Below are 24381 nucleotides of genomic sequence, written 5' to 3' on the forward strand. Positions count from 1 at the left end.
GAATATAAAATGGAATTTGACAAAAATTTTGATTACGTCATCGTTGGTGGCGGTTCAGCAGGCTGTGTGCTCGCCAGCCGTCTCACAGAAAACCCAGATATCAGTGTTTGCTTATTAGAGTACGGTGGTGACGGCAAAGACTTGGCAGTTCGTGTCCCTGCTGGACTGATTTTAATGGTACCGGGCAAGCCACTAAAATTAAATAATTGGTGCTTTCATACCACCCCTCAAGAACACCTTAATAACCGACGCGGCTTTCAACCGCGCGGTCAATGTTTGGGTGGCTCCTCCGCTATCAATGCCATGATTTATACCCGTGGCAGTGCGCTTGATTATGAACGCTGGGTCGAGCAAGGTTGCACAGGCTGGGGTTTTGATGATGTACTGCCCTACTTTATTAAAGCAGAAAACAATATCCATGGTAGCGACGAGCTGCATGGTGATAGTGGACCACTTCATGTCAGCGATTTACTAAGTCCACGTGACATCTCAAAAGCCTTTGTAGAAGCTGCCATTGCCAATGGTTTAGATAAAAATGATGACTTTAACGGCAAAAAACAAGACGGTGCAGGTCTCTATCAAGTCACCCATTTCCACGGAGAAAAACAAGGGCAACGCTGCTCTGCCGCAGCCGCCTATCTACATCCCGTCCAAAATCGCCCGAACTTAACGGTCATTACTCATGCGCAAGCCAACCGTGTCATTATTAAAGACAATCAAGCCGTCGGGGTGGCGTACGAAAAAGACGGTGTCGAGCATAGTGTGATGGCGCACCAAGAGGTCATACTATCAGGCGGTGCCTTTGGCTCCCCTAAAGTCTTGATGCTATCGGGCATTGGTCCTGCTGAACATTTGCAGTCTCATGGCATCGAGGTGGTGGTAGATGCACCCGACGTTGGCGGTAACTTACAAGATCATTTAGACGTCGTTTTTGATTACGAGGTCAATACCACTGATGTCATCGGTCTTGGTATGGCGACTATTTCAACCTTGACCAAAAGCATTCGTCAATGGAGAAAAGATGGCACAGGTCTGTTATCTACCAATTATGCAGAAGCAGGCGCGTTCTTTAGTGTCGGTGACGACCCACAAGAGTGGCCAAATACTCAGCTGCATTTTGTCATCTCTCGCGTAATTGAACATGGACGTGATCTTAGACGTGGCTTTGCCGTTTCTTGTCATACCTGTTATCTACGCCCTGAAAGCCGCGGTACCGTCAGGCTTGACTCTGCCAATCCCTCAGACGCGATATTGATTGATCCAAACTATCTCTCTGACCCCAAAGATGTAGAGTATATGGTGGCAGGCGCTGAGCGTACGCGAGCCATTATGCAAGAGTCGCCAATGGCCAAATATATTACCGAAGACTACCCTGCCCCTTATATCGAAAAAGACGGCATGCTTGGCTATATTCGCAACAAGTCGGACACTATCTACCATCCGGTGGGCACTTGCCGCATGGGCTCAGATGAGAGCTCAGTGGTTGACTTAGAGTTAAAGGTACGCGGTGTGCGTGGATTACGCGTGATTGATGCCTCAGTGATGCCAACGCTGATTAGCGCCAATACCAATGCACCAACGATTATGATTGCTGAGAAAATGGCCGATCTTATCAAAGCTAAACATGAAAATGTTGAGCAAGCTATTTCATAAGATACAGAAGGATGAGCACCTTATTATGGGTGCTCTTTTTTAAAAACCTTATCTACTAAAAACTTTATATTCAAAAAAATGAGAATAAGCCGATTGTATAAAAATCTGGCTCATGTTTTTTCGTCGCTATTTTTAGGACTTATTTAGACTATTCTATATTAGGGTCTGTTGAATATTCAAATACAGACCCTAACAATCTATCTTCTAGCTTTAGACTGTCGAAAAAATCGACAAGCTGCGCTAGATCGCTAAATTCAGTGGCTATTAGTGTATTAGGGCTTGTCCTCATTTTAAAAACAAGGACAAGCCCTAATACATTCGGAAATAAAGATATTAAAACGGTACATTTTCTATCAAAATTATCTTAGAGATGGCTTGCGTTACTACTGTTTGAAAGAGTATATTTAAACGACTTATTTATATTGGTATTTTTTGCAATCTGAATTCAGGCGAATACAACCTCATTCATTTTTTATTTTGCATACTGAAAATATCATATAAATACTATTCTAAAGGGAATTAGAAGCTCGTCAGTTATATTTACGTTTCGAAAGCGAAACTATAACTATATTGGCGGCTATTTATCATTACATAGGATGTAATAATGCAGAACTCACTCTTCAAACTTACGATGTTGACGACGCTTGCCTTGGGTATTAGTGCCTGTAGTGGAGACAACAAAACCACCGATGACTCTGCTGCCAGCTCAGATGCCAAAGCAGCTAAAACGTTGCTCTATTGCTCAGAAGGTAGCCCCGCTGGTTTCGATCCGGCACAGTATACTTCAGGCACTGATTTTGATGCGAGCGCCTTCCCCATCTACAACGGCTTGGTAGAATTCAAAAGAGCGGGTACCGAAATTCAACCAGGACTGGCTGAAAGCTGGGATGTCAGCGAAGATGGCAAGACTTACACCTTCAATCTGCGCGAAGGCGTCAAATTTGGTAAGACTGATTACTTTACTGCCACCCGAGATTTTAATGCAGATGACATTCTCTTCACGCTAGAACGCATAACCAACCCAGACTTTGACTTTAACAAGGCCTATCCTGCTGAATTCCCATATTCTGTCGGTATGGGGCTGCCTGATATCATCTCCAATATCGAAAAGGTGGATGATTATACTGTCAAAATTACGCTCAGCGAGACCAATGCACCGTTTTTACAGAACCTAGCGATGCCCTTTGCTTATATCAACTCTGCTGAATACGCCAACAAATTGATGGCTGATGGCAATGCGGCTGATATTAATACCAAACCAGTTGGTACTGGACCTTTCGTCTTTACTTCCTATCAAAAAGATGCGCAAATTCGTTATACCAAGAATCCAGATTATTGGAACAAAGACGACATCCATATCGACAATCTGGTCTTCGTTATCACCAAAGATTCAGCGGTTCGTGCTCAAAAAGTGCAAGCGGGCGAGTGTCATGTATCTGCTTACCCAAAACCTGCCGAAATTGAATCTGTCAAAAAATCAGGCAAAGCCACGGTCCTTGATCAGCCTGGCTTCAACGTCGGCTACGTCGGCTACAACGTGGAAAAACCTAAGCTTAGTGATCTGAAAGTCCGTCAAGCATTAGATATGGCCATCAATAAAGACGCTATTATCAATGCGGTCTATCAGAGCGAAGGTCTCAAAGCGACCAACCCTATGCCGCCAACGCAGTGGGGCTACGACAAATCCCTCAAAGATGCGCCTTATGACGTTGAAAAAGCAAAAGCCCTTATCAAAGAAGCGGGTGCAGACAATCTGTCTATCAATCTATGGTATATGCCAGTTCAACGACCTTACAACCCTAATGCCAAACTCATGGCTGAAATGCTCCAAGCAGATTGGGCTAAGATTGGTGTTGATACCAATCTTGTGACTTATGAATGGGGTGAGTATCTAAAGCGCGCTGCTAAAGGCGAGCCTGATGTGATTCTAGCGGGTTGGACGGGTGACAATGGTGATCCTGACAACTGGCTGGGTTCATTATTGTCTTGTGACGCTGTCGGCGGAAACAACTATTCGCGCTGGTGTAATAAAGACTTTGATAATTTAGTGACCAACGCTCGTCAGATCAACAATCAAGACGAACGCATCAATGAGTATGAGCAAGCTCAGCAAATATTCAAAGAGCAGCTACCTTGGACGACGATGGCGCATTCAGTCGTGACGGTATTCACCGCACCAAACGTAGTTGATTATAAGATTAGCCCGCTTGGCTCAATACGTTTCGATGGTGTGAAAGTCGAATAATCTTAACTGATTAATTTCGGTACGACACATACGATTGATTCATTTATATTCGGCTGGGTCAGATACTCTGCTCCAGCCGAACTCATATGAGTTAAGCGCTTCGTTAAGCGTTCTGTCACCGACACTCTCATCACTACCAATACTCTAATCATTGAACCACAACTATTGAGCAGCCCATGCTACTTTATATTCTGCGTCGTATTGCCATTCTCATTCCTGTCTATCTTGGCTTAACGCTATCAACCTTTACTCTCATTCGTCTCGTACCTGGAGATGCCGTCGAGATTATGATGGGTGAGCGTATGGTTGATCCAGAGCTACATGCGCGTGCCCTAGAAAGGCTAGGATTAGACAAACCTCTCATCGTCCAATATTGGGATTACTTGACCGGTATCTTAACAGGTGATTTTGGTGAGTCCTTCCGTACTCGAACCCCCGTATTACAAGATTTCTTTGCCCATTTTGTACCCACTTTAGAGTTGGCGTTGTGCGCCATCGTCATTGCTAGCGTCATTGGTGTGAGCTTAGGCATCTTTGCCGCGCTACGCCGTGGCACGTGGATTGATTACACATTAATGTCAGGGGCGCTGGCAGGGTACTCTATGCCCATCTATTTATTAGGGCCAATTCTCACAGGCATATTCGCCCACTACCTAGGTCTACTGCCCGTTGCTGGGGTGATATCTGTGGCACAGTTTTTAGATGTCCAGCCATTGTATGGATCATGGCTGCTCGGCTCTCTAAGCTCGGGAGAACCTGGCGCATTTTGGAATGTGGTCAAGCACTTTATCTTACCTTCCATTGCTTTATCGACCATTCCCTTAGCGATGATCGCGCGGATGACACGCTCAGCGATGTTAGAGGTGTTGGATGAAGATTATGTGCGTACGGCACGAGCCAAAGGCTTATCACCACGGCGAGTGATACTGATACACGTGATGCGCAATGCCTTGATTACCGTAGTCACTGTTGTTGGTTTACAGATGGCAACATTGCTCGCTGGCGCTATTATTACCGAGACTATCTTTAGTTGGCCAGGTGTTGGTAATTGGCTACTCGATGGGTTCTTTACCCGTGATTATCCTATTGTGCAAAACGGTATTTTATTGGTCGCCACCGCCTTGATTTTAGTCAGTTTATTTATTGATATTTTGTATGGTCTGATCAATCCGCGTATTCGACATACTTCTTAATTTCACATTGATAAATACTCATATTATAAATAGTGAAGATTAGCGCTTGCATGGTTTTAGGATTTTTTAGCAAATTCATAATGATTATTATCTTAATGATTGTTAGGAACAACAATCTAAACACGCTCGATGCGCTAGCCACTATAGGAAATGCTCATGAAGCCTTCTGTTCTTCCCTCTGATGTTGACCTTACAGCCATGACACCGCCCTCGTCTTGGCAGCTATTTTTATCGACGTTCTGCCGTAATAAAGGCGCGGTACTTGGTTTTATTGTACTGGCATTGATGGTGCTTATTGCCATACTCGCGCCTGCTATTGCCCCTCATGACCCTTATGAATTATTTACTGGTCAAGAGCAATTGCCTCCTGCCTTTCTGGATGGTGGCAATACAATGTTTTGGCTCGGTACTGATGATGCTGGCCGAGATACCCTATCTCGGGTGATGTATGGCGCGCGTTACTCCTTGTTTATCGGTCTAAGTGCAACGACTCTTGCCATGTTGGTGGGTGTCTCATTAGGACTGAGTGCTGCGTTTTGGCCCAAAGTTTGGGGCAAGGCGGTGATGCTGGTCAATGATATCTTAATGTCTTATCCTAGCTTACTATTGGCGATCATCATTGCCGCTATCTTAGGCCCTTCTATGACCAACACGATTATTACAATCGCACTGGTCTGTACACCGCCCTTTATTCGGCTGACACGTGCCACTGCGATGGTAGAGCTACAACGTGAGTACTTTGTTGCCTCGCAAGTGATGGGTGCTGGTGTGCTCAGGTTATTGTTTGTGACCATTCTACCCAACTGCATGGCGCCGCTCATCGTACAAGCGACGATGATTTTTTCCTCTGCAATTTTAGAAGCAGGCGCGATTGGTTTCTTAGGCTTTGGTGTACAGCCACCTGATGCCGAATGGGGCGCGATGCTCGGTACAGCACGTCAATATATTCAAAGTAATGTTTGGCTGGCTATTTGGCCCGGTGTCGCTATTTTCTTGGCTGCCCTGTCGATTAACTTGACTGGTGATGGCTTACGCGATGCGCTAGATCCCAAATTAAAGCAGGTGACCTAAGATGATTGATCCATTAATTAAAACGCCAACCAGCCATACCTCTATGAATGGTGCATCAGCAAAAGAATCACCTTTACTATTAGACATCGAAAACCTGTCCGTCACTTTTGGACAAGGGGTACGTGCTTTTCGTGCCGTCGATGATGTGTCATTGAAAATAACACAAGGCGAGGTTATCGCCGTGGTGGGTGAATCTGGCTCAGGCAAATCCGTCACTATGATGGCACTAATGGGACTGTTGCCACCCTCTGCGACCGTGCGTGCTCAGCGAGTTATGTTTGATAACAAAGACATGCTTAGCATGCCAGCCAAAGAAAAGCGCGGCATCATTGGTAAAGACATCTCTATGATTTTTCAAAATGCGATGTCTTGCCTAAATCCAAGCTTTACGGTTGAGATGCAGCTGGGTGAAGTACTACGCAAGCATCTTGGTTTGCGAGGGTCAGCTGTACAAACACGCATCTTAGAATTGCTAGAGTTAGTGGAAATGCCCGATGCGAGAAACCGACTCAAGGTCTATCCGCATCAACTATCAGGCGGTATGAGTCAGCGCGTCATGATTGCGATGGCTATTGCTTGTGAGCCAAAACTACTTATCGCCGATGAACCAACCACTGCTCTTGATGTCACCGTACAGGCACAAATCATGGACTTGCTGAGCCGATTACAACGCGAAAAACAAATGGCGATGGTACTTATTACCCACGACTTGGGTTTGGTCGCGCAAAACTCGCGTGATGTCGCGGTCATGTATGCCGGACAAGTGGTTGAAACTAGTACCGTACCGGAGATTTTTCAAAATCCTGCGCACCCTTATACTGAGGCATTGCTCCAAGCTATCCCTGAGCTGGCTATTGGTCAAGACCGACTGAATAGCTTACCAGGAGTTGTGCCCAGTCAATACGATCGCCCAAGCGGTTGCTTACTATCTCCTCGCTGCCCGTACAAAGAGTCCACCTGCGAAGTACCACCGCCCATATTAGACACGCCTACTGGCAAGGTGCGCTGTATTCATGCGGATCCTTCTTCTCGCAACCCTATCTCTCACGCTGCTACATTGGAGTCACAAGTATGAGTAATAAAGTGGTCCTAAAAGCAGACAATCTACACAAGCATTACCCCGTATCTCAAGGCTTGGGTAAGGCAAAAGCGTATGTTAAAGCCCTCAATGGTATCTCATTCGAGCTTGAAGCTGGCAAGACACTGGCAGTCGTTGGTGAGTCAGGCTGCGGTAAATCTACGCTTGCCCGCCAGCTGACGCTGATCGAAGAGCCCACTCATGGTCAGCTATTTATCAACGATGAAGGCACCACTGACTATAGTAGAAAGGCGCTTAAAGAGCTGCGCACCGAAATTCAAATGGTATTCCAAAACCCCTATGGTAGCTTGAATCCGCGCCATACTATTGGCTATCAATTGACTGAACCATTGGATATCCATACCAAACTCTCTAAAGAAGAGAAGCGTGACAAAATCAACGAGATGATGAGAAATGTTGGTCTACGTCCTGAACATGCTGGCCGTTATCCGCATATGTTTTCTGGTGGTCAGCGCCAACGGATTGCCCTTGCTCGCGCGATGATGCTCAACCCTAAGATTGTCGTCGCTGATGAGCCAACTTCTGCGCTCGATGTATCGATTCAGGCACAAGTCTTAAATCTATTTATGGATTTGCAGGATGAGTATCGTACCGCTTACGTCTTTATCTCGCATAACTTATCGGTCGTACGTCATGTTGCTGATGATGTGATGGTGATGTATTTAGGTCAAGCGGTCGAACACGGCCCGAAAGAAGCAATTTATAACGCGCCAAAACATCCTTATACCATCGCGCTACTGGCTGCTGCACCAACGGTCAGTGGTCATAAAAATGACTTAACTCTGCAAGGTGAGTTACCAAGCCCGCTCAATCCACCAAGCGGCTGTGCCCTGCATAAACGCTGTCCATATGCCAAGCAGCAATGCAGCGAAATAGAGCCACAACTGCGCGAATGGGACGGCCGATTGGTGGCTTGTTTACGTTTGGAAGAAATATATGGTTAAAGTAACTAAAGATTAGTCAATATTTACTACGCCGCGACACTTAGGAAACTGCGCGCACCCATAAAAGGACTGTCCTTGGCGTGCGCCTTTTTTGGCAACACGCTTGATCATCTCACCGTTACATCTCGGACAGGTTGGTGTTTGAATCAAATCAGCTGTATGGTCTATCACCACATCTGTCTCAGAGGAACTCGCTACTAGTTCAGGCTCTACAATTTCGAATGGCGTAAGAAACACTTTATCGGCAATATTATGCGGTGTAATTGTCTGCTGAGTACTCAAGCTATCAATTGGTAAATCGCTAGATTCAATCTCAGTCTGACCAGACCATCGCAGTACTTCTCTACTTTTTAGCGTGGCTCGTTTAGCGGTTTCTTTTACTATCGGCTCAGGTATTGGCTTACTGGCAGTTTTAACAATTGGTTTATCAGTAGCGTTAACGCTAGGCTGATTATTTGACGGGCTATGCTTGTCTTTTAGATAAGCTTTATGCTCTCTGTTAGTGCGCCAAGATTTACTAAATCTATTACTGTTAATCTGCTCAACGATGGACTTAACCTCGTCTTCAGTGAGTATCTCATCTTGTTTCTTCTTCACATAAGAGACCATACCACTCGTCAATACATGTTCGGGCAACTCATCACGGGTTTTCAGCTCACATTCACCGATGAAAGCAATCATCGAATGAAAGTAGCTCAGCTCCAACCCTAATAAATCTGCGAGCGTTTTGATATGTAGATAATTTTGGCGCAGTGGGTTCTGGAATTTGAATTTACTTCCATTCGGGAAAGCTTGTGTCCACTGTCTTTGCTTCTCGCTACCCTATATCCAGCCTTTATAGTTTTTGGTTTCGATGACAAAGATGCCGTATACGGAGACGATGACATGATCGATCTGGGTACTACCACCGTTGGCTCGTGGCAAGGTAATACCGTTTAGTCGGTGGTAGACGTTTTTTTCTAGTTTTAACCACATGGCGACATTGATGACGGTTTCACCTAGGAAACCTTTGAAGCTGGATTTTAGGGACATATTATAGTTAGTCCTACTTTATTAGATAATAAACACACTTATAAAAGCGTTTTATACCATTGCACATAATTAAAATTATCTTTAGCAATGTCTATATACCAATCATAAGGAAATAAGTCTGATTGTATTTCTTGTGGAATAATATTTTTGTGTATAAAACACCGATTAACTAATAACTCTTTCGCAGCTGATACAGATACTGGTATCTCATCTTTATACTGCCGATAATGCTGTTTGTAGCTTTCAGCACTTGAAAGATCTACTTCTCCATCTACGTTGAATTTCCATTCTTTTTCTGTCTCGTAATTTCTGACAAAGTCTGTTCGCCAGCGCGAATTATGTCCCCAACCATGAGATAAGTCATGACATAATCGGTTATTTCGGCGATTGGTGAAATACATATCGCTTTTTTCAGCCAAGTATTTATCTATGCATGGGTGATTGTAGACACTTACTCCACCCCTCGAAAACTGTAATTCACCAAACATAATAGTCGGATACAACTGATCCTTGATAATTATTTGCTCATACTCACCCATTCTTGTTATCTCATCAACATAATATACTTCATGGTAAAAGGGGTGATAGTAAGATTGGTCTATAGATGAAACTTGCATCCCTATATTTGTAAAAAAAGAACTATATTCAGCTACTGTCAATTCGCCTCGATTCAATAAACATAATAGATGATCATTACAGACACTGAGAGCAAACAAATCCCATAGTTTAAAATTTAGTTCTTCAAATCGGTTTGAAGATAGCACCTCATGAGTGCTAAACCCATTACATTCTTCTACGCGCTGTTTTATTGAAGCGAAATTAAGATTATTATTTTTAATGCTCATCTTAGTGAATAATGATTTAAAAAGACTATCTTTTATCTTCCTTGTAGGTTTTTCTACATCTATAGAGATTGCTTTAGTTAAATTGTCACCATATTTTTTTAAAGGCTCGTATTCTCTTACTATGCGTTTAATATCCTCAATATGTGCAACCAGCACTTCTTGATAAACACCTTTCCCTTTATGACTTTCTAAGTCGAGATATAAAGCCACACTCATAATTTTATCCAAAAAAAAGATAGACTGAACGCATTCAGTCTATCTTATATGTGCTGTCTTAAAAAAGGTTTTTAGTTCAAAATTACACCAAACTATTCACCGCTTCAACCACAGCGTCAGTCGTAATACCAAACTCTTTGTATAACTGATCTGCAGGAGCAGATTCGCCATAAGTGGTCATACCGATGACTTTGCCATCTAGACCAACGAACTTATACCAGTAATCTACATGTGCCGCTTCTACTGCTACGCGGGCACGGATATTGCTTGGTAATACCGCTTCACGATAGCTAGCATCTTGCTCTACGAAAATCTCTGCACATGGCATAGACACCACACGGACACCAACACCATTTGCGCTTAACGCTTCATATGCTTCCATCGCTAGGCCAACTTCTGAACCAGTAGCGATGATGATGGCTTGTAGCTCGCCTTGCTCTTTCGCAAGTACATAACCACCTTTGGTGATGTTCGCTACTTGCTCGCTATCACGTGCTTGATGTGGCAAGCTTTGACGGCTAAAGATCAATGCTGATGGGTTGTTTTCAGACTTGATTGCTTCTACCCAAGCACTTGCAGATTCAGTCGCATCACACGGACGCCATGTGCGTAGGTTTGGCGTGGTACGTAGGCTAGTCAACTGCTCAACTGGCTGATGCGTTGGGCCATCTTCACCCAGACCGATAGAGTCATGCGTATAGACATGGATGACGCGCTGCTTCATGAGTGCGCCCATGCGTACCGCGTTACGTGCGTATTCCATAAACATTAGGAACGTTGCTACGTAAGGGATAAAGCCGCCATGCAACGCGATACCATTGGCAATCGCAGTCATGCCGAACTCACGCACACCATAATAGATATAGTTGCCGTCAGCGTCTTTTTCGATGCCTTTAGCGCCTTTGAATAGCGTCAAGTTCGAGCCAGCCAGATCCGCTGAACCGCCTAGCAATTCTGGTAATAATGGCTGTAAGGTATTGATGGCATTTTGACTGGCTTTACGGCTAGCAACATCGCCGCCCGCTTCTTGCGTTTGTTGAATATAGGCTTGTGCTTGACTATCAAAGTCAGCAGGCAAATCACCATTTAGACGGCGTAACAACTCAGACGCCAGTTCAGGATAGGCTTTCTTATAAGCGTCAAAGTCCGCATCCCAGTTCTTCTGTTGGACGTCGCCTTTGGCTTTAGCATTCCATGCTTCATAGATTTCATCATCTAATTCAAATGGCGCATGCTTCCAAGACAGTGCATCACGAGTTAAGGCAATTTCGTCATCACCAAGTGGTGCACCATGACTGGCTGCTAGACCTTGTTTGTTCGGGCTACCAGCACCAATTGTGGTTTTGCAAATCAGAAGACTTGGTTTAGCAGTCTCTTTTAGCGCTTGCTCAGTTGCTTGCGTGATTGCATCGGCATCATGACCATCGACTTTAATTACTTGCCAGCCGTAAGACTCAAAACGCGCTTGCGTATCATCAGTGAACCAACCTTCGACATTACCATCGATTGAGATGCCATTGTCATCATAGAAGAATACTAACTTGCCAAGACCTAACGTGCCAGCCAATGAACAAACTTCATGACTGATACCTTCCATCAAGCAACCATCACCTAAGAATGCGTAGGTGTTATGGTCAACGATGTTATGGCCTTCACGATTGAACTGTGCGGCTAAGGTTTTTTCAGCGATTGCAAAACCAACGGCATTGGCAATACCTTGCCCTAGTGGACCAGTAGTTGTCTCGACACCTGGTGTATAGCCAAGCTCAGGATGACCTGGGGTTTTTGAATGCAATTGGCGAAAACCTTTCAGATCATCGATGCTCAAATCATAGCCAGATAAATGTAGCAATGAGTAAATAAGCATTGAGCCATGACCGTTCGACAATACAAAGCGGTCACGGTTGTGCCACTGTGGATCGGTTGGGTTGTGCTTCAAAAACTTGCGCCACAGAACTTCAGCAATATCAGCCATGCCCATCGGAGCACCTGGATGTCCAGAGTTGGCTTTTTGTACCGCGTCAAACGACAGTACACGAATGGCATTGGCTAATTTACGTTCGCTAATTGGAGCTGGCATAGAGTGTCCTAATATTCAAATGAGGGGTATGGCTGATAAGAGGAGAGTTTACTCAAAGGGTAATAAAATAAGGACGCAAAATGCGCCCTTACCGTGTTGGCTATAAAATCAAAGTGCAATATTAACATATTTGATGCAAGTCACGCCAAAAAATGGCATGGCTTAGCGGTGAGTATTTCACAGTAATTTATATCAATTTGTCAAAATACCCATAGTAATACGTTGTAAATCATTACAGCAAAATAATCATTTAAGCTAAGATGGTTTCAGCACCGCCCATAAACGGACGTAATACTTCTGGAATGGTGATACTGCCATCTGCGTTTTGATGATTTTCCATGATGGCTAATAGCGTACGACCAACTGCCAAGCCTGAACCATTTAGCGTGTGTGCTAGGCTAGTTTGTTTGCCGTCTTTGACACGTGTGCCCATGCGGCGTGCTTGGAAGTCACCACAGTTAGAGCAGCTAGAGATTTCACGGTAAGTATCTTGGCTCGGTAACCATACTTCGATGTCATAAGTCTTTTGTGCTGCAAAACCCATATCACCCGTACATAGCTGAACCGTGCGGTATGGTAGGTTTAACTGCTGCAAGATATATTCGGCTTGTCCAGTCATTGCTTCTAGCAACTCATCAGACTGCTCAGCCGTGGCAATATTGACCATCTCAACTTTTTCAAACTGATGCTGACGAATCAAACCACGGGTATCACGACCATGAGAGCCCGCCTCACTACGGAAACAAGGCGTGTGCGCGGTAAACTTAAGTGGTAGCTCGCTAATGTCCAAACGCTCGCCACGTACCAAGTTGGTCATTGGTACTTCGGCGGTAGGAATCAAATAAAAGTCCATGTCTTCATTGTTTGTGTGATTTTTCAATTTAAACAAATCATCTTCAAACTTTGGCAACTGTCCCGTACCTTTGAGGCTGTCTGAATTCACAATATAAGGCACATAGGTCTCAAGATAGCCGTACTTCATAGTATGGGTATTGAGCATAAATTGAATCAGTGCGCGATGCATCTGTGCCAACTGTCCTTTTAGCACATTAAAACGACTACCAGTCAGCTTGGTTGCGGCTTCAAAGTCCAGCATACCAAGTGTCTCTCCAATATAAGTGTGATCTTGAATCTCAAAATCAAACGTACGCGGCGTGCCCCACTTGCGCACTTCTACATTGTCGTCTTCTGAGGTACCCACTGGCACATCGGCTGCTGGAATATTAGGAATTTGCATGCCAGCTTTGGTGATGCGTTCCTGCAAAGTGCGCAATTCATCTTCAGCCGCTTTAATCTCACCGCTGACACTTTGCATTTCAGCCAAGAGCTCACTGGCATCTTCGCCTGATTTTTTCAGCGCGCCTACTTGCTTAGCACCTGCGTTACGGCGCGACTGCAACTCTTCAGTTTTGATCTGCAAAGATTTACGTTCTGACTCAACCGTTTGCCAAAAATCCATGTCAAGTGCATAACCACGAGTGGCCAACTGCTGTTGTAAGTCGATTAAATCGCCGCGTAAGAGTTTCGGATCAATCATAATAGTTGCCTGTAACACTAAAGGTGAGTAAAAGGGTTAAAAATATTATTAATATAATAATTGCTTAATGCTTGCGCCGCTATGTTTTGCATCAATATATCTTGTAGACGCTATAATACCAAGACGCAGCAGATTTGACCATGTTTTGGCTACTTTTGACTAAGTTCTCATCTATTACTTTTATTATCTATAGAAAATCACATTTGTCTTAAATACATGGCCTAACGTTCAGCTTACCCCAATAAGCCTCGCCCCTCTCTATTAATGCCATTAATATTGCGTCTATCAGCGAACAGACCTGCTTATATGTTTCATTTAGGAATACTTTTCGGTAAGATAAGCGCATACCTTTCTTACATTTTCAGCCAAGTACCGCATAGCTGCTCCACTTTGGCGATTTAAATCCAACACTTTTAACACAAGTATTTGAGAAACCTTTATGGCTCTGTATCCTTACACGCTCCAACCTGTCGCCTTAAACCTGACTGAGGCTGAATTTCACCAAGCACAGTATGAACTGTTTGCCAGTGCCAGCCCTTCATTTGGTCTATCAAGTTTAAAGACCAAAGAGTGGATCATTATGGCGGTGGTGGTGGTACTAGCCATTGCAGGGTTAATCTTTGTCACCGGCTATTCCACGATTATCTTTTGGGTCATGTTGGTTTCAGTAGTGGTCTATCTGTTGGTTCGCACTTTAGGTTTTAAATGGTACGTTAAAAGAGAGTTTGAAAAACAAGTGGCGGATCAAGAGATGCCAGATGAAATGCGCCAGATGAAGTTGGGTGTACAAAAGCATGGCTTAGTGATGGCAATGCCCGTCAATCAACCTGATATGATGAAAAACTCACAAATGCGTGGCATGCAAATGCGCGCGAGCAACACTCAACAAGCCGTTATACCTTGGACTGCGATCAAAAGCTGGGATGAGACCGACGACTATATCTTTATGATGTTTGAGATGAAAGGTCAACAAGGCAGTCAGATTGTCCCTAAACGTCTACAAGCACAAAAATTTCCTATTGATACGGTACGTCAGCATTTGCAAGAGGTGATCCCCGTTAAAGGATTAAACCCTGAGAATCTACAACCACCAGCATAATGACAGTCCGGTCTCTTTAGCATTTGTATGCATGGTAGAGAGAGTTACGTTGGTTTTATAAAACCAATCGTAAAATTACATTTATTAAATTTAACTTATTAATAATAGTTTGCTATTATTATAAGCATCAAAGGAAGAGATAGAGCTTACATTGATATATTTTGTATATTGATTGACTAGAACCACTACTCTTCTTTATTTAATCCCGTATAACCACACTCACACTATAAGGATAATATTATGAGTAACTCTAATAACGCTACTAACCAAATCGGCCTAGAAAAAGCAGACATGAGCGAAGTCATCGCACAATTAAATAATCTATTATCAACGTATCACGTGTTTTATTTAAACGTACGTGGCTACCATTGGAACGTAAAAGGTGAGCACTTCTTCACCTTGCATCCAAAGTTTGAAGAGCTATATACGTCACTACAACTTCAAATTGATGAAATCGCTGAACGTATTCTAACTTTGGGTGGTACGCCACTCCACGCTTATAGTGATTTTACGCAGCACACTAGCATCAGTGAAGACAAAAACGTTAAAGATGGCACAAGCTGTGTCAAAGGCGTGGTCACTGGGTTACAAGCCTTAATTACAGAGCAACGTCAAGTATCAGCGTTGGCAGCAGAAAGCGAAGATCAAGGCACCGCCGACCTCGTAGATGCCTATGTGCAAGAGCAAGAAAAGCTGATCTGGATGTACAACGCTTTTTTGGGTTAATAACAATCAGATCACGATAATTTAAATAATAGTCAAATGTAGAACAATAAAAAGCACCCGATATGGGTGCTTTTTTATTATCAATAATTTTTTCTTATTATCAATGCTTTATAGAGTATTGATTTACTGTTGAATCCACTGACGCATTTTTTCGCGCTCTGCAGGGGTTGCTTGTAGCCAAACCTGCATAAATACATCTAACGTGTTGGTAGAGGTATTCACACTCGTAGCCTGTTTAACAGGAGCCGTTGGCGCTATGCTGACGTTGCTTTGGGTAGTGACTGATGGCTGACCAATAGCCGCAATCGCACGCTGATTTTGTAATTCTGCATCAGTGCTACCACCAAATACACCGCCTATCGCTTTGCCCAATCCAGCAAATAAACCACCGTCGTTGTTTGCAATGCTTTTTTGACTAGCGACAATAGTATTGTTCTGCTGCACTGCGAGGGTTGGTTGATCCGCATACTCTTTGGCTGCTTCATATTTTTCTGGTTGATTGGGCATGGTCAAGCGGTATGTCTGATTGTCTGCCAACTCTGCTGTCACGCTAATATTTCCTGAACGCAGATAATCATGCTCGTCACGAGGTAACTGATACAGTCGGTCATATTTCGCGGTGATAGCGTGCTGACCAGGCTGCAAAGTGAATTTTTTTGTCAATGGCTGAAAGGCACTCTGTTGAACTTCTTGACCATTGATGGCGGTCACTTTGATATAGTCATCGACGAGCAAAGTAACAGCGGCATGTGAGAGCATAGACACCGATCCTGCACTAATTAGTAAGGTGCTAATGGTCAGTTTTTTTAGTAAAGAAGCATTGGTTTTCATAAGTGGTTCCATTGATAATAAAGGCATTGATAACAGCGGTATTTTGAATAAAATAAATTACATTTTGAATATTAAAAATCGAGTGGCATCGTATGTTGGTCTTGACTGGCGGCATCATTGTCCACTTGCGTTTCTTGGGCAATATCTGCAAGCTCCGCCGCCAGCGTTTGCTCATCAATCGTACGCAAGGCATCACTGATTACCGCCTTAGAGATATTACTACGCCCTAAGTTTGAGAACATCGGCTGGATGTAATTGAGCACCTCCATCATGGCACCGATACGATGCGGCCCTTCGGTAAGTAGATAATCAATAATACGCTCATCAAACTGCCAACCGCGACGACGCAAGATAGACTGCAACAAGGCTTGACGATCAGCGAGATCGTGACCATTTGGTACTTTAAAAGTAGGCGCTTGTGCCAAACGAGTGAGCAGGTCTGTCAGCTGAAACGGTAAGTCAGTGGCAGATTTATTGGCGGCAAATAATAACTGGCGCTGACCTTCACGGCTGCGATTAATGAGATGAAATAAGGCTTCTTGCCATTGACTGCTCTGCTCCAGCACTTCCAAATCATCGATTGCGATAAGGTCGAAGTTCTCTAAAGATGAGAGCACGTGGACATCGGCATGAATCAATTCGTTGAGTGACAAACAAATCGCAGATTTGTCCATCTCAATGAAAGACTCACAAATAGCGGATAGTAAATGGGATTTGCCAGTAGCGGGGCTGCCAAACAGGTACAACTGACCAATCAGGCCGACATGTAGCTGCCGCACTGCATCAATAATCGACATCCAACCGGGACCGGCAAAGTCACTGAGACTCGCATCATGCTTAATGTCCAGATTGAGACTTAGCTGGGCTTCTGCCATGAATCATCAACTCGGTTTGCGTAGCGCAATAGGTAGAAAAGGAAAAAGGTTCAGTAACTTTTAAACAGGCTTAATCAAAAACGCTTAAACAGATTTGAAGTTTCAATCAAGCTTAGTCTAACCTGACAATTATCAAAACTGACGACGCTTCTCAAAACCATCATAGTAACGGCTATTACCGCTACTACTGCGCCTATATATAACATATTTGCAAAATGACTGACAAGTCTTTTACTTACTAAGCTTTGTCAGTCATGATTTATTGAACCCAAGCATCATGCTTATTATCTAGTAAATTTATCAACTTTCAATGACAAAATGTTCATTATTTTTTAAATAACACCAACTGCTTCCGACCTTTATAAAAGTCCGTGGAGAGATAATAACTGTACAGATGGCGGAATAATACGTTAATGACCGCGGATACTGGTAGCGCGATAAGCATACCAACGAAACCCAATAGGCTAGCGCCAGCTAGTACCGCGAATATGACCCATAATGGTGACAATCCAATCTTATCACCTAATAATAAAGGCTGTAGGATATAGCCCTCTGCGGCTTGTCCTACTAGAAATGCACCAACGATCAATGACAGATATGTCCAATTTAAGCCGAACTGGAACAAACAAGCGATAATTGCCGCGATAAAACCAATACCAAAGCCCAGATAAGGTACGAAGCTGGCGATACCAGCCACCATCCCGATAATAAGACCTAGCTCCAGCCCAATAAGTTGTAACTGTACGGCATAAATGGCACCCAATAAGACCATCACCAACAACTGACCTTTGATAAACGCCATCAATGCCCGATCACACTCTTGGGCAATACCAATGACTTTTTTGCAGTATGGTGCTGGAATCGCCATCTTCCACATCTGCAGGCGTTTGTCCCAATTGAACAAGAAATAAAAGGTCAAAATGGGCACTAAAACAATCAATCCTGCATTATTGATAAAACTCATACTCGAAGCAAGCACTTGACTCATCATCGAGCTGGCATCAGAGAACTTATAGTGCGTTTGCAGGTATTCAACCAACGTTTCAGAAACGCCCTTCGCTTCTAGTAGGGGTAAGCGAATATTGGTATTGGCGATCAACCACTGGCGTACTACCTCATTGTACCAGCTCAACACTTTAGGCAAATATTCCCAAGCCGCTTGTAGCTGATGCCATAATGTTGGTATCAACCACCAAAGCAGCAGTACCATCCCCAAGGTAATGGTAGAATAGACAATAATAATGGCTATCCAGCGTTTGATGTATTTCGAGAGACGCTTGACCAGCGGATTGAATAAGTAAGCGAGCACAAAAGCAAAAACGAACGGCAGAATGACTGGTAGCATTAAATACAGCAAAACGAAGGTGATGATAAGCGCGACGACGATAAATAAACGCCGAAAAAAAGGGTCAATCGATTGGTTGATCATTAAGGGCTATCCTACAAGTAAGCTGATATCGATAACTTAGCGTTAAAAAGACAATTTTATTGCTACCAAATAACTGTCTGGTTATCTTTACGTCTATAAATTCTAAGTGCTTTGATTCTAAGTACTTTATTATCGCAGAGTAGATAAAAAAAGCAGTCATTTTTTGTTTCTTAGCGTTTAATTTACTGCTTATCTCTAATCTTAGCCGAATATTGGCAAGTTGCTTTGCGAGTGAGGTCTATTATTAGGTATAATGCGCCCACTATCTTCAAACCTTATAACCTTGATTTTTGCATAATCAATTACTTTACCTTTTAATTCTAATTATATTCCCCAACTGTGAGATGACTATGAGTGACAAGCCTTCGTTAAGCTACAAAGATGCCGGCGTTGATATCGATGCAGGCGATGCATTGGTGCAACGAATCAAGTCCGTAGCAAAAGCCACGACTCGTCCTGAAGTCGTGGGTGGGTTGGGTGGTTTTGGCGCGTTGTGCCGTATTCCAACAGGTTACACCTCACCTTTATTGGTCTCTGGTACTGACGGTGTCGGTACTAAGCTCAAGCTTGCCTTACAGCTGAATCGTCATGAGACGATCGGCATCGACTTGGTAGCGATGTGTGTCAACGATTTATTGGTGTGCGGTGCTGAGCCTTTATTCTTTTTAGATTACTATGCAACAGGCAAGCTTGATGTTGACGTAGCGGCAACTGTCGTCACTGGTATTGGCGAAGGCTGTAAGCTGGCTAATTGTGCACTTATCGGTGGCGAAACCGCTGAGATGCCAGGCATGTATCAAGACGATGATTACGATCTTGCTGGATTTTGTGTGGGCGTGGTCGAAGAAGCGGAAGTCATCACTGGCGAAAATGTCGCAGAAGGCGATGTTTTAATCGCTCTTGCCTCAAGCGGCGCGCATTCTAATGGCTACTCACTAGTACGTAAAGTCATCGAAGTCAGCGGTATTGACGTCACTAGCAGCAATGAGCAGTTAGATGGTCAATCTATTCAAGACGCGCTGATGGCACCGACACGCATCTATGTCAAAGCCATTAAAGCCCTACAAGATACCCTTGGCAGTTCAGCCCTTCATGCCATGTCGCATATTACTGGTGGTGGCTTAACGGATAACTTACCGCGTGTATTGCCTGAAACGCTAGCCGCTAGCATCGATACCAATAGCTGGCAGTTTTCAGAGCTGTTCACTTGGTTGCAAACCCAAGGTAATATTGAGCAAAGTGAGATGTACCGCACCTTTAACTGTGGCGTTGGTTTTGTGATTGTCGTGCCTAAAGAGCACGCTGACAAGGCAATTGAAACATTAAATGATGCTGGTGAGAATGCTTGGAAATTGGGTGAGATGATCAATCGTGAAGCCGACGCGGTGGTATACCGTTAATGTCCCTTGATCAATCAAGCAAACCCATCAAGCCGTTACGTATTGCCGTGCTAGTATCAGGTAGTGGTAGCAATCTACAAGTCTTAATAGATGCGATGCAAGCAGGCACGCTACCGATTGAAATAGTAGGTATCATCAGCAACCGTGAAGATGCCTACGCTATCAAGCGTGCTGAGCAAGCCAACATACCTGTCGCCGTGTTATCGCACACTGATAGCGGTAAGCGCATGGCTATCAAAACCTTTGAGAGCCATGCTAGTGCCCAATTAACGGCGTGGCAACCTGACTTAATTGTTTTGGCTGGATTTATGCGAGTGCTGAGCGGCTCATTTATCGATAATGCACCAGCACCGATGATCAATCTTCACCCTTCTCTGCTGCCTGTTTATAAGGGGTTAGATACTCATCAACGAGTGTTGCAAGCGGGTGAACGTCATCATGGCTGTAGTATCCATGTCGTCACCGCTGAGCTTGATGCAGGTCAAGTGTTAACCCAAGCGGTATTGAACGTCAATATTAACGACACAGTAGAAAGCTTACAGTCAAGAGTACAGAAGCTTGAACACCAGCTACTGCCGTGGACGATTTTACTGTTAGCAAAAAATGTGTTATCGCTAGAAGTAGACAACATCTCGTCAAAGGCTACAACTTACTTGCCAGCTTTGCCTTTACAACTATTTATAGACGTATAAAAAACTCAGTTTTCTGAGTCATTTTTTTATAACGCAATTTATATATAGTCAAAATACCCCAAAAACGCTACGCTACTGCTGATATTAATTTTTTGCAGCCTCTATCTGCACAGGCACAGCAAGCAAGAAAAATTGATATCAGCAGTACGTGATGTATCGATATTGCTTTTTACTGACCATAACACAATAAAAAGCCCAGTCACTCATAACGAGTAACTGGGCTTTTTTTATTTAATGACCATTTATATTTTAAAAATATAAACAATCATAAGCATGTTGGTATGTATTCTTAAAATACATGAACACCTTTGATGTTGACAAACTCTTTCACACCAAAGCCACCGTGCTCACGACCATAACCTGAGTTTTTCACGCCGCCAAAAGGCAGTGCAGGATTGGCAAGACCGTAACCATTGATGTAAATCATACCTGTGTCGAATTGCTCACGTGCTAAACGAATGGCTTTCTCTTCATCTTTAGAGAAAATAGCACCACCTAAACCGTAGCGACTGTCGTTGGCAATACGCATAGCATCTTCTTCGTCTTTGGCACGAATGAGTGACGCGACAGGACCAAACAATTCGTCGTCATATGCAGGCTGACCTTTTTGCACATTTTCTAGAATGGTTGCTGGGTAGAAACTGCCTTTACCTTCAGGAACTGTACCACCAACAGCGATGGTTGCACCTTTAGCCACACTCTTTTCTACTTGATCGTGGAGCTGCTCTCGTAAATCTATACGTGCTAGAGGACCGATGTCTGAACTGTCATCCATTGGGTCACCAGCTTTTGTGCCTTCAAATTTTTCGACGATGCGCTTACGGAATTCATCATACACGCTATCGACTACGATGAAGCGTTTGGCAGCCACACAAGTTTCACCGTTGTTGATCAAGCGAGCTTGAGCACAAGTTTCTACTGCCACTTCTATATCAGCATCTTCTAATACGATAAATGCATCATTTGAGCCAAGCTCTAACACGGCTTTTTTGATCGCTTTAGCAGCTTGTTGTCCAACGATAGCACCAGCTGAGTCACTACCAGTCAATGTCACACCGCGTACTTTATCGTGTCCAATCAACGCTTCTGATTGATCATGATCAATGATAATAGTGCGGAACAAATCGCTTGGTAAGTCAGACTCGTGAAGTATTTTCTCTATTAGTAAGCCTGAACCCGTCACATTAGACGCATGCTTTAGTAGAATACTGTTACCTGCCATCAAGTTGGCAATGGTGTAACGAAATACCTGATATGCTGGGAAATTCCAAGGCTGCATACCGTAGATAATACCGATAGGCTGATACGATACGATACCTTTTTTCATACCTTCGATATCACGTACATCGTCCGCTAAAGAAGCAACACCATTTTCAGCCGTATAATCACAGATTGCTTTACACAGGTCCAACTCTTGTAAGCTCTGGCTATAAAGCTTGCCACGCTCTTCGGTCATTAGCTTAGATAGCTCTTCTTTATATTCCATCAGCTTATCGCCAATAGATTTGATAGCACGACCGCGTTCTTCGTGACTCACCTTGCGCCATTCTAAAAACGCATTGTGTGAGGCATCAACAATTTTGTTGACCTCATCCGTGCTCATGTAATCGTAATCTTTGATCTCTTCGCCCGTGGTTGGGTTGATAGTAGTGATGTCTGACATAATTGCTGCCCTTGTTATTTGGTTTTATATATTTGAATTTTATATATTTAGTATAGTCGTGACTTTCAGTGTAGTCGTGACTTGTAATTATTTAGTTGTCACGCTGATAGAACGACATGTCGGTAAGTCGTCTTCCATCTGCAGCTATAATAACAAGGTAATCGGCGAAGAGTTTTACAATATATTGTGAAGTGTGTTGAAGATGTTAATAGTGTGACTATCTTATTAATAAATAATTAAATATTGAATAATCGTTTTTAGAAAAACTAAACAAAAAAAACCAGCCTAATTATAAGGCTGGTTCATGGTCTGGACGAAATACGAGCTCGATAACGGTATTCTGAGCAGTTCAATATCTGATTGTATTGATTGGATAGTTGCCTAAAAATCAACTAAAACAAGTGATTAATAATAGGAATATCTTGCGGTGGATTTTCTTCTTCGTCAACGATTTGACGTGCCACATGCATGATAAGCTGGCGCAACCATCTATGTGCTGGATGATGCTGTAATAAAGGTGACCACGCCATGGTTAGCTCAAACTCAGGGATAAAAAATGGTGGTTCTTCCATCTTTATACTGTCGTTGTTGGCCTGCATTTTTGCCACACGGGTGGGCAATGTCGCGATCAAATCTTTATTGGCTGCCAGCATAGCCGGCATTTGGTAATGACGGGTAAAAACGCTGATTTGGCGCTTTTGTCCCAAACGTTGCAGTGCTTGATCGATAGAACCTAACCCGCCAGATTTTTCTGGGTTGACCCCAAACCCTACACCCATCCCAGTTTTGGACACCCAAACGTGTTGCGCTTTTAGATAATTTTTGAGATTGAAGCGGTTGGCATAAGGGCTGTCAGAAGACAACAAACAGCTAAAAGTATCACGCCAGACCAACACTTGATGAAAGCTTTGCGGTATTTCATTAAAGCGGTTGATGGCCAAATCCACGCGCCCCTGCTCCATATCGCGATAAGAGACATCAGATGGCGTCAAGAAATCCAAGATAACATTGGGCGCTTCAGACCGTAATGCTTTTACCAGTTTGGGTACTAAGGTCGCCTCTGCATAGTCTGAGGTCATGATACGAAAGACACGTGAGGTACTGTAGGGGCGAAATTCGGTACGTGGCTCTAGAACTTGGGTCAAGTCAGCCAATATCTCGCGGATACGAGGCTGTAGCTCAAGCGCGCGCTCAGTTGGTGTCATGCCTTCTGAGGAACGTACCAGTAATGGATCGTTAAATAGTTTACGTAAACGCCGTAAAATATTGCTCATAGCAGGTTGAGTAATGCCAAGCTGCTCGGCAGCACGTGTCACGTTTTTTTCTCGTAACAATACATCTAAATGTACCAATAAATTTAAATCAACCCGCTGCAAATTCATATATATTTCTCTTTGCCTTAGAATAAATACCATTATAAATATTGGTATTTTTAATGCTGTCATAGAGATTTATTCTCTAGAACCGCACAATATCGTTGTTTTTTTGATTAAAATTTTCTAGTATTTGCCAATTATAACGCAAACCAGCAATCATAAGACATTGTTTTTTATATATTATAACTAAATAAAATACCCAAGATAACTATCATAAATTAGATAAATCTTGGTAAGGCAGTTATAGTAAGTGACACAGACAAGTCATCATGTAAGCAAGAAACTGTCGGTTGAGATGCTGATTATAAGCCTTACTGACCAACACTATATTTTAATGGTCTATATCGATAGCAAAACATAATGAATTGACCATCA

At 43.4% G+C, this 24381-nt stretch carries 19 protein-coding genes and 1 pseudogene; 10 read left to right on the forward strand and 10 right to left on the reverse strand.

The features are described 5' to 3' along the window. Positions 1-9 precede the first annotated feature (9 nt). The 6 genes from J5X94_RS03765 to J5X94_RS03790 all read left to right on the forward strand — a co-directional run bounded on the left by J5X94_RS03765 (position 10) and on the right by J5X94_RS03790 (position 8205). Positions 10-1653 carry a GMC family oxidoreductase gene (locus J5X94_RS03765; protein WP_210540195.1) on the forward strand — a complete coding sequence of 548 codons (1644 nt, stop codon included), beginning with the start codon at positions 10-12 and terminating at the stop codon, positions 1651-1653. A gap of 604 nt (positions 1654-2257) precedes the next feature. Next, positions 2258-3898, forward strand: a complete 1641-nt coding sequence (locus J5X94_RS03770) for an ABC transporter substrate-binding protein (protein ID WP_210540197.1) — start codon at positions 2258-2260, stop codon at positions 3896-3898. A gap of 176 nt (positions 3899-4074) precedes the next feature. Next, positions 4075-5091, forward strand: a complete 1017-nt coding sequence (locus J5X94_RS03775; RefSeq protein ID WP_189580197.1) for an ABC transporter permease — start codon at positions 4075-4077, stop codon at positions 5089-5091. Between the two features lie 156 nt (positions 5092-5247). Then, positions 5248-6162, forward strand: coding sequence for an ABC transporter permease (locus tag J5X94_RS03780; protein WP_189580195.1), 915 nt, complete (start codon positions 5248-5250; stop codon positions 6160-6162). 1 nt (position 6163) lies between these two features. Further along, the gene (locus tag J5X94_RS03785; RefSeq protein WP_228293146.1) at positions 6164-7237 is read left to right on the forward strand and encodes an ABC transporter ATP-binding protein; all 1074 of its coding nucleotides are present in this window, start codon (positions 6164-6166) and stop codon (positions 7235-7237) included. Continuing rightward, positions 7234-8205 carry a peptide ABC transporter ATP-binding protein gene (locus tag J5X94_RS03790; protein WP_210540199.1) on the forward strand — a complete coding sequence of 324 codons (972 nt, stop codon included), beginning with the start codon at positions 7234-7236 and terminating at the stop codon, positions 8203-8205. Before J5X94_RS03785 ends, J5X94_RS03790 begins: the two co-directional genes overlap by 4 nt. A 12-nt stretch (positions 8206-8217) precedes the next feature. On the opposite strand, the gene J5X94_RS03795 is transcribed toward J5X94_RS03790, so the two are convergent. The 5 genes and pseudogenes from J5X94_RS03795 to serS form a co-directional block, all read right to left on the reverse strand. Further along, the gene (locus J5X94_RS03795) at positions 8218-8886 is read right to left on the reverse strand and encodes a topoisomerase DNA-binding C4 zinc finger domain-containing protein (protein WP_228293147.1); all 669 of its coding nucleotides are present in this window, start codon (positions 8884-8886) and stop codon (positions 8218-8220) included. Continuing rightward, positions 8887-9237: pseudogene (locus J5X94_RS14030) on the reverse strand (nuclease-related domain-containing protein); the annotation flags it as partial. It abuts the gene before it with no gap. 38 nt (positions 9238-9275) lie between these two features. Continuing rightward, positions 9276-10298 carry a hypothetical protein gene (locus J5X94_RS03800; protein ID WP_210540201.1) on the reverse strand — a complete coding sequence of 341 codons (1023 nt, stop codon included), beginning with the start codon at positions 10296-10298 and terminating at the stop codon, positions 9276-9278. Between the two features lie 82 nt (positions 10299-10380). Continuing rightward, the gene (tkt, locus tag J5X94_RS03805; RefSeq protein ID WP_210540204.1) at positions 10381-12378 is read right to left on the reverse strand and encodes a transketolase; all 1998 of its coding nucleotides are present in this window, start codon (positions 12376-12378) and stop codon (positions 10381-10383) included. Positions 12379-12628: 250 nt separating this feature from the next. Next, positions 12629-13915 carry a serine--tRNA ligase gene (gene serS, locus J5X94_RS03810; RefSeq protein WP_210540206.1) on the reverse strand — a complete coding sequence of 429 codons (1287 nt, stop codon included), beginning with the start codon at positions 13913-13915 and terminating at the stop codon, positions 12629-12631. A gap of 439 nt (positions 13916-14354) precedes the next feature. On the opposite strand from serS, the gene J5X94_RS03815 reads away from it, so the two are divergent. Continuing rightward, complete coding sequence (locus J5X94_RS03815) at positions 14355-15014, forward strand: YcxB family protein (protein ID WP_010196398.1); 660 nt, start codon at positions 14355-14357, stop codon at positions 15012-15014. Between the two features lie 240 nt (positions 15015-15254). Further along, on the forward strand, positions 15255-15740 hold the full coding sequence (locus J5X94_RS03820; protein ID WP_210540207.1) for a Dps family protein: 486 nt from the start codon (positions 15255-15257) through the stop codon (positions 15738-15740). Between the two features lie 123 nt (positions 15741-15863). Here J5X94_RS03820 and J5X94_RS03825 read toward each other — a convergent pair whose 3' ends face one another. From J5X94_RS03825 to J5X94_RS03835, 3 genes are all read right to left on the reverse strand, one after another. After that, positions 15864-16571 carry a DUF2057 family protein gene (locus J5X94_RS03825; RefSeq protein ID WP_201593682.1) on the reverse strand — a complete coding sequence of 236 codons (708 nt, stop codon included), beginning with the start codon at positions 16569-16571 and terminating at the stop codon, positions 15864-15866. A 71-nt stretch (positions 16572-16642) separates the two neighbouring features. Continuing rightward, a complete protein-coding gene (hda, locus tag J5X94_RS03830; RefSeq protein WP_010196392.1) occupies positions 16643-17446 on the reverse strand; it encodes a DnaA regulatory inactivator Hda in 804 nt (267 codons plus the stop codon). Positions 17447-17771: 325 nt separating this feature from the next. Further along, positions 17772-18875 carry an AI-2E family transporter gene (locus tag J5X94_RS03835; protein WP_010196390.1) on the reverse strand — a complete coding sequence of 368 codons (1104 nt, stop codon included), beginning with the start codon at positions 18873-18875 and terminating at the stop codon, positions 17772-17774. A gap of 350 nt (positions 18876-19225) precedes the next feature. On the opposite strand from J5X94_RS03835, the gene purM reads away from it, so the two are divergent. Then, positions 19226-20275: a phosphoribosylformylglycinamidine cyclo-ligase gene (purM, locus tag J5X94_RS03840; protein ID WP_210540210.1), complete on the forward strand. Its 1050-nt coding sequence runs from the start codon at positions 19226-19228 to the stop codon at positions 20273-20275. Continuing rightward, the gene (purN, locus tag J5X94_RS03845; RefSeq protein ID WP_210540212.1) at positions 20275-20967 is read left to right on the forward strand and encodes a phosphoribosylglycinamide formyltransferase; all 693 of its coding nucleotides are present in this window, start codon (positions 20275-20277) and stop codon (positions 20965-20967) included. Before purM ends, purN begins: the two co-directional genes overlap by 1 nt. 289 nt (positions 20968-21256) lie before the next feature. Here purN and J5X94_RS03850 read toward each other — a convergent pair whose 3' ends face one another. Beyond that, a complete protein-coding gene (locus J5X94_RS03850) occupies positions 21257-22630 on the reverse strand; it encodes an NAD-dependent succinate-semialdehyde dehydrogenase (RefSeq protein WP_210540214.1) in 1374 nt (457 codons plus the stop codon). A gap of 392 nt (positions 22631-23022) precedes the next feature. Next, entirely contained in the window at positions 23023-24012 is a 990-nt protein-coding gene (locus tag J5X94_RS03855) for a LysR family transcriptional regulator (RefSeq protein WP_010196381.1), read from the reverse strand. Positions 24013-24381: the final 369 nt, after the last annotated feature.

Source organism: Psychrobacter sp. K31L (assembly GCF_017942195.1).
GTDB classification, from domain to species: Bacteria; Pseudomonadota; Gammaproteobacteria; order Pseudomonadales; family Moraxellaceae; genus Psychrobacter; species Psychrobacter glaciei.

Coding starts and splice junctions, on each gene's coding strand:
- purN (WP_210540212.1), top strand. CDS start 20,275: ATGTCCCTTGATCAATCAAGCAAACCCATCAAGCCGTTACGTATTGCC.
- J5X94_RS03820 (WP_210540207.1), top strand. CDS start 15,255: ATGAGTAACTCTAATAACGCTACTAACCAAATCGGCCTAGAAAAAGCA.
- J5X94_RS03795 (WP_228293147.1), bottom strand. CDS start 8,886: ATGATTGCTTTCATCGGTGAATGTGAGCTGAAAACCCGTGATGAGTTG.
- J5X94_RS03790 (WP_210540199.1), top strand. CDS start 7,234: ATGAGTAATAAAGTGGTCCTAAAAGCAGACAATCTACACAAGCATTAC.
- J5X94_RS03775 (WP_189580197.1), top strand. CDS start 4,075: ATGCTACTTTATATTCTGCGTCGTATTGCCATTCTCATTCCTGTCTAT.
- hda (WP_010196392.1), bottom strand. CDS start 17,446: ATGGCAGAAGCCCAGCTAAGTCTCAATCTGGACATTAAGCATGATGCG.
- purM (WP_210540210.1), top strand. CDS start 19,226: ATGAGTGACAAGCCTTCGTTAAGCTACAAAGATGCCGGCGTTGATATC.
- J5X94_RS03785 (WP_228293146.1), top strand. CDS start 6,164: ATGATTGATCCATTAATTAAAACGCCAACCAGCCATACCTCTATGAAT.
- J5X94_RS03815 (WP_010196398.1), top strand. CDS start 14,355: ATGGCTCTGTATCCTTACACGCTCCAACCTGTCGCCTTAAACCTGACT.
- J5X94_RS03825 (WP_201593682.1), bottom strand. CDS start 16,571: ATGAAAACCAATGCTTCTTTACTAAAAAAACTGACCATTAGCACCTTA.
- J5X94_RS03800 (WP_210540201.1), bottom strand. CDS start 10,298: ATGAGTGTGGCTTTATATCTCGACTTAGAAAGTCATAAAGGGAAAGGT.
- J5X94_RS03855 (WP_010196381.1), bottom strand. CDS start 24,012: ATGAATTTGCAGCGGGTTGATTTAAATTTATTGGTACATTTAGATGTA.
- J5X94_RS03770 (WP_210540197.1), top strand. CDS start 2,258: ATGCAGAACTCACTCTTCAAACTTACGATGTTGACGACGCTTGCCTTG.
- J5X94_RS03780 (WP_189580195.1), top strand. CDS start 5,248: ATGAAGCCTTCTGTTCTTCCCTCTGATGTTGACCTTACAGCCATGACA.
- tkt (WP_210540204.1), bottom strand. CDS start 12,378: ATGCCAGCTCCAATTAGCGAACGTAAATTAGCCAATGCCATTCGTGTA.
- J5X94_RS03835 (WP_010196390.1), bottom strand. CDS start 18,875: ATGATCAACCAATCGATTGACCCTTTTTTTCGGCGTTTATTTATCGTC.
- J5X94_RS03850 (WP_210540214.1), bottom strand. CDS start 22,630: ATGTCAGACATCACTACTATCAACCCAACCACGGGCGAAGAGATCAAA.
- J5X94_RS03765 (WP_210540195.1), top strand. CDS start 10: ATGGAATTTGACAAAAATTTTGATTACGTCATCGTTGGTGGCGGTTCA.
- serS (WP_210540206.1), bottom strand. CDS start 13,915: ATGATTGATCCGAAACTCTTACGCGGCGATTTAATCGACTTACAACAG.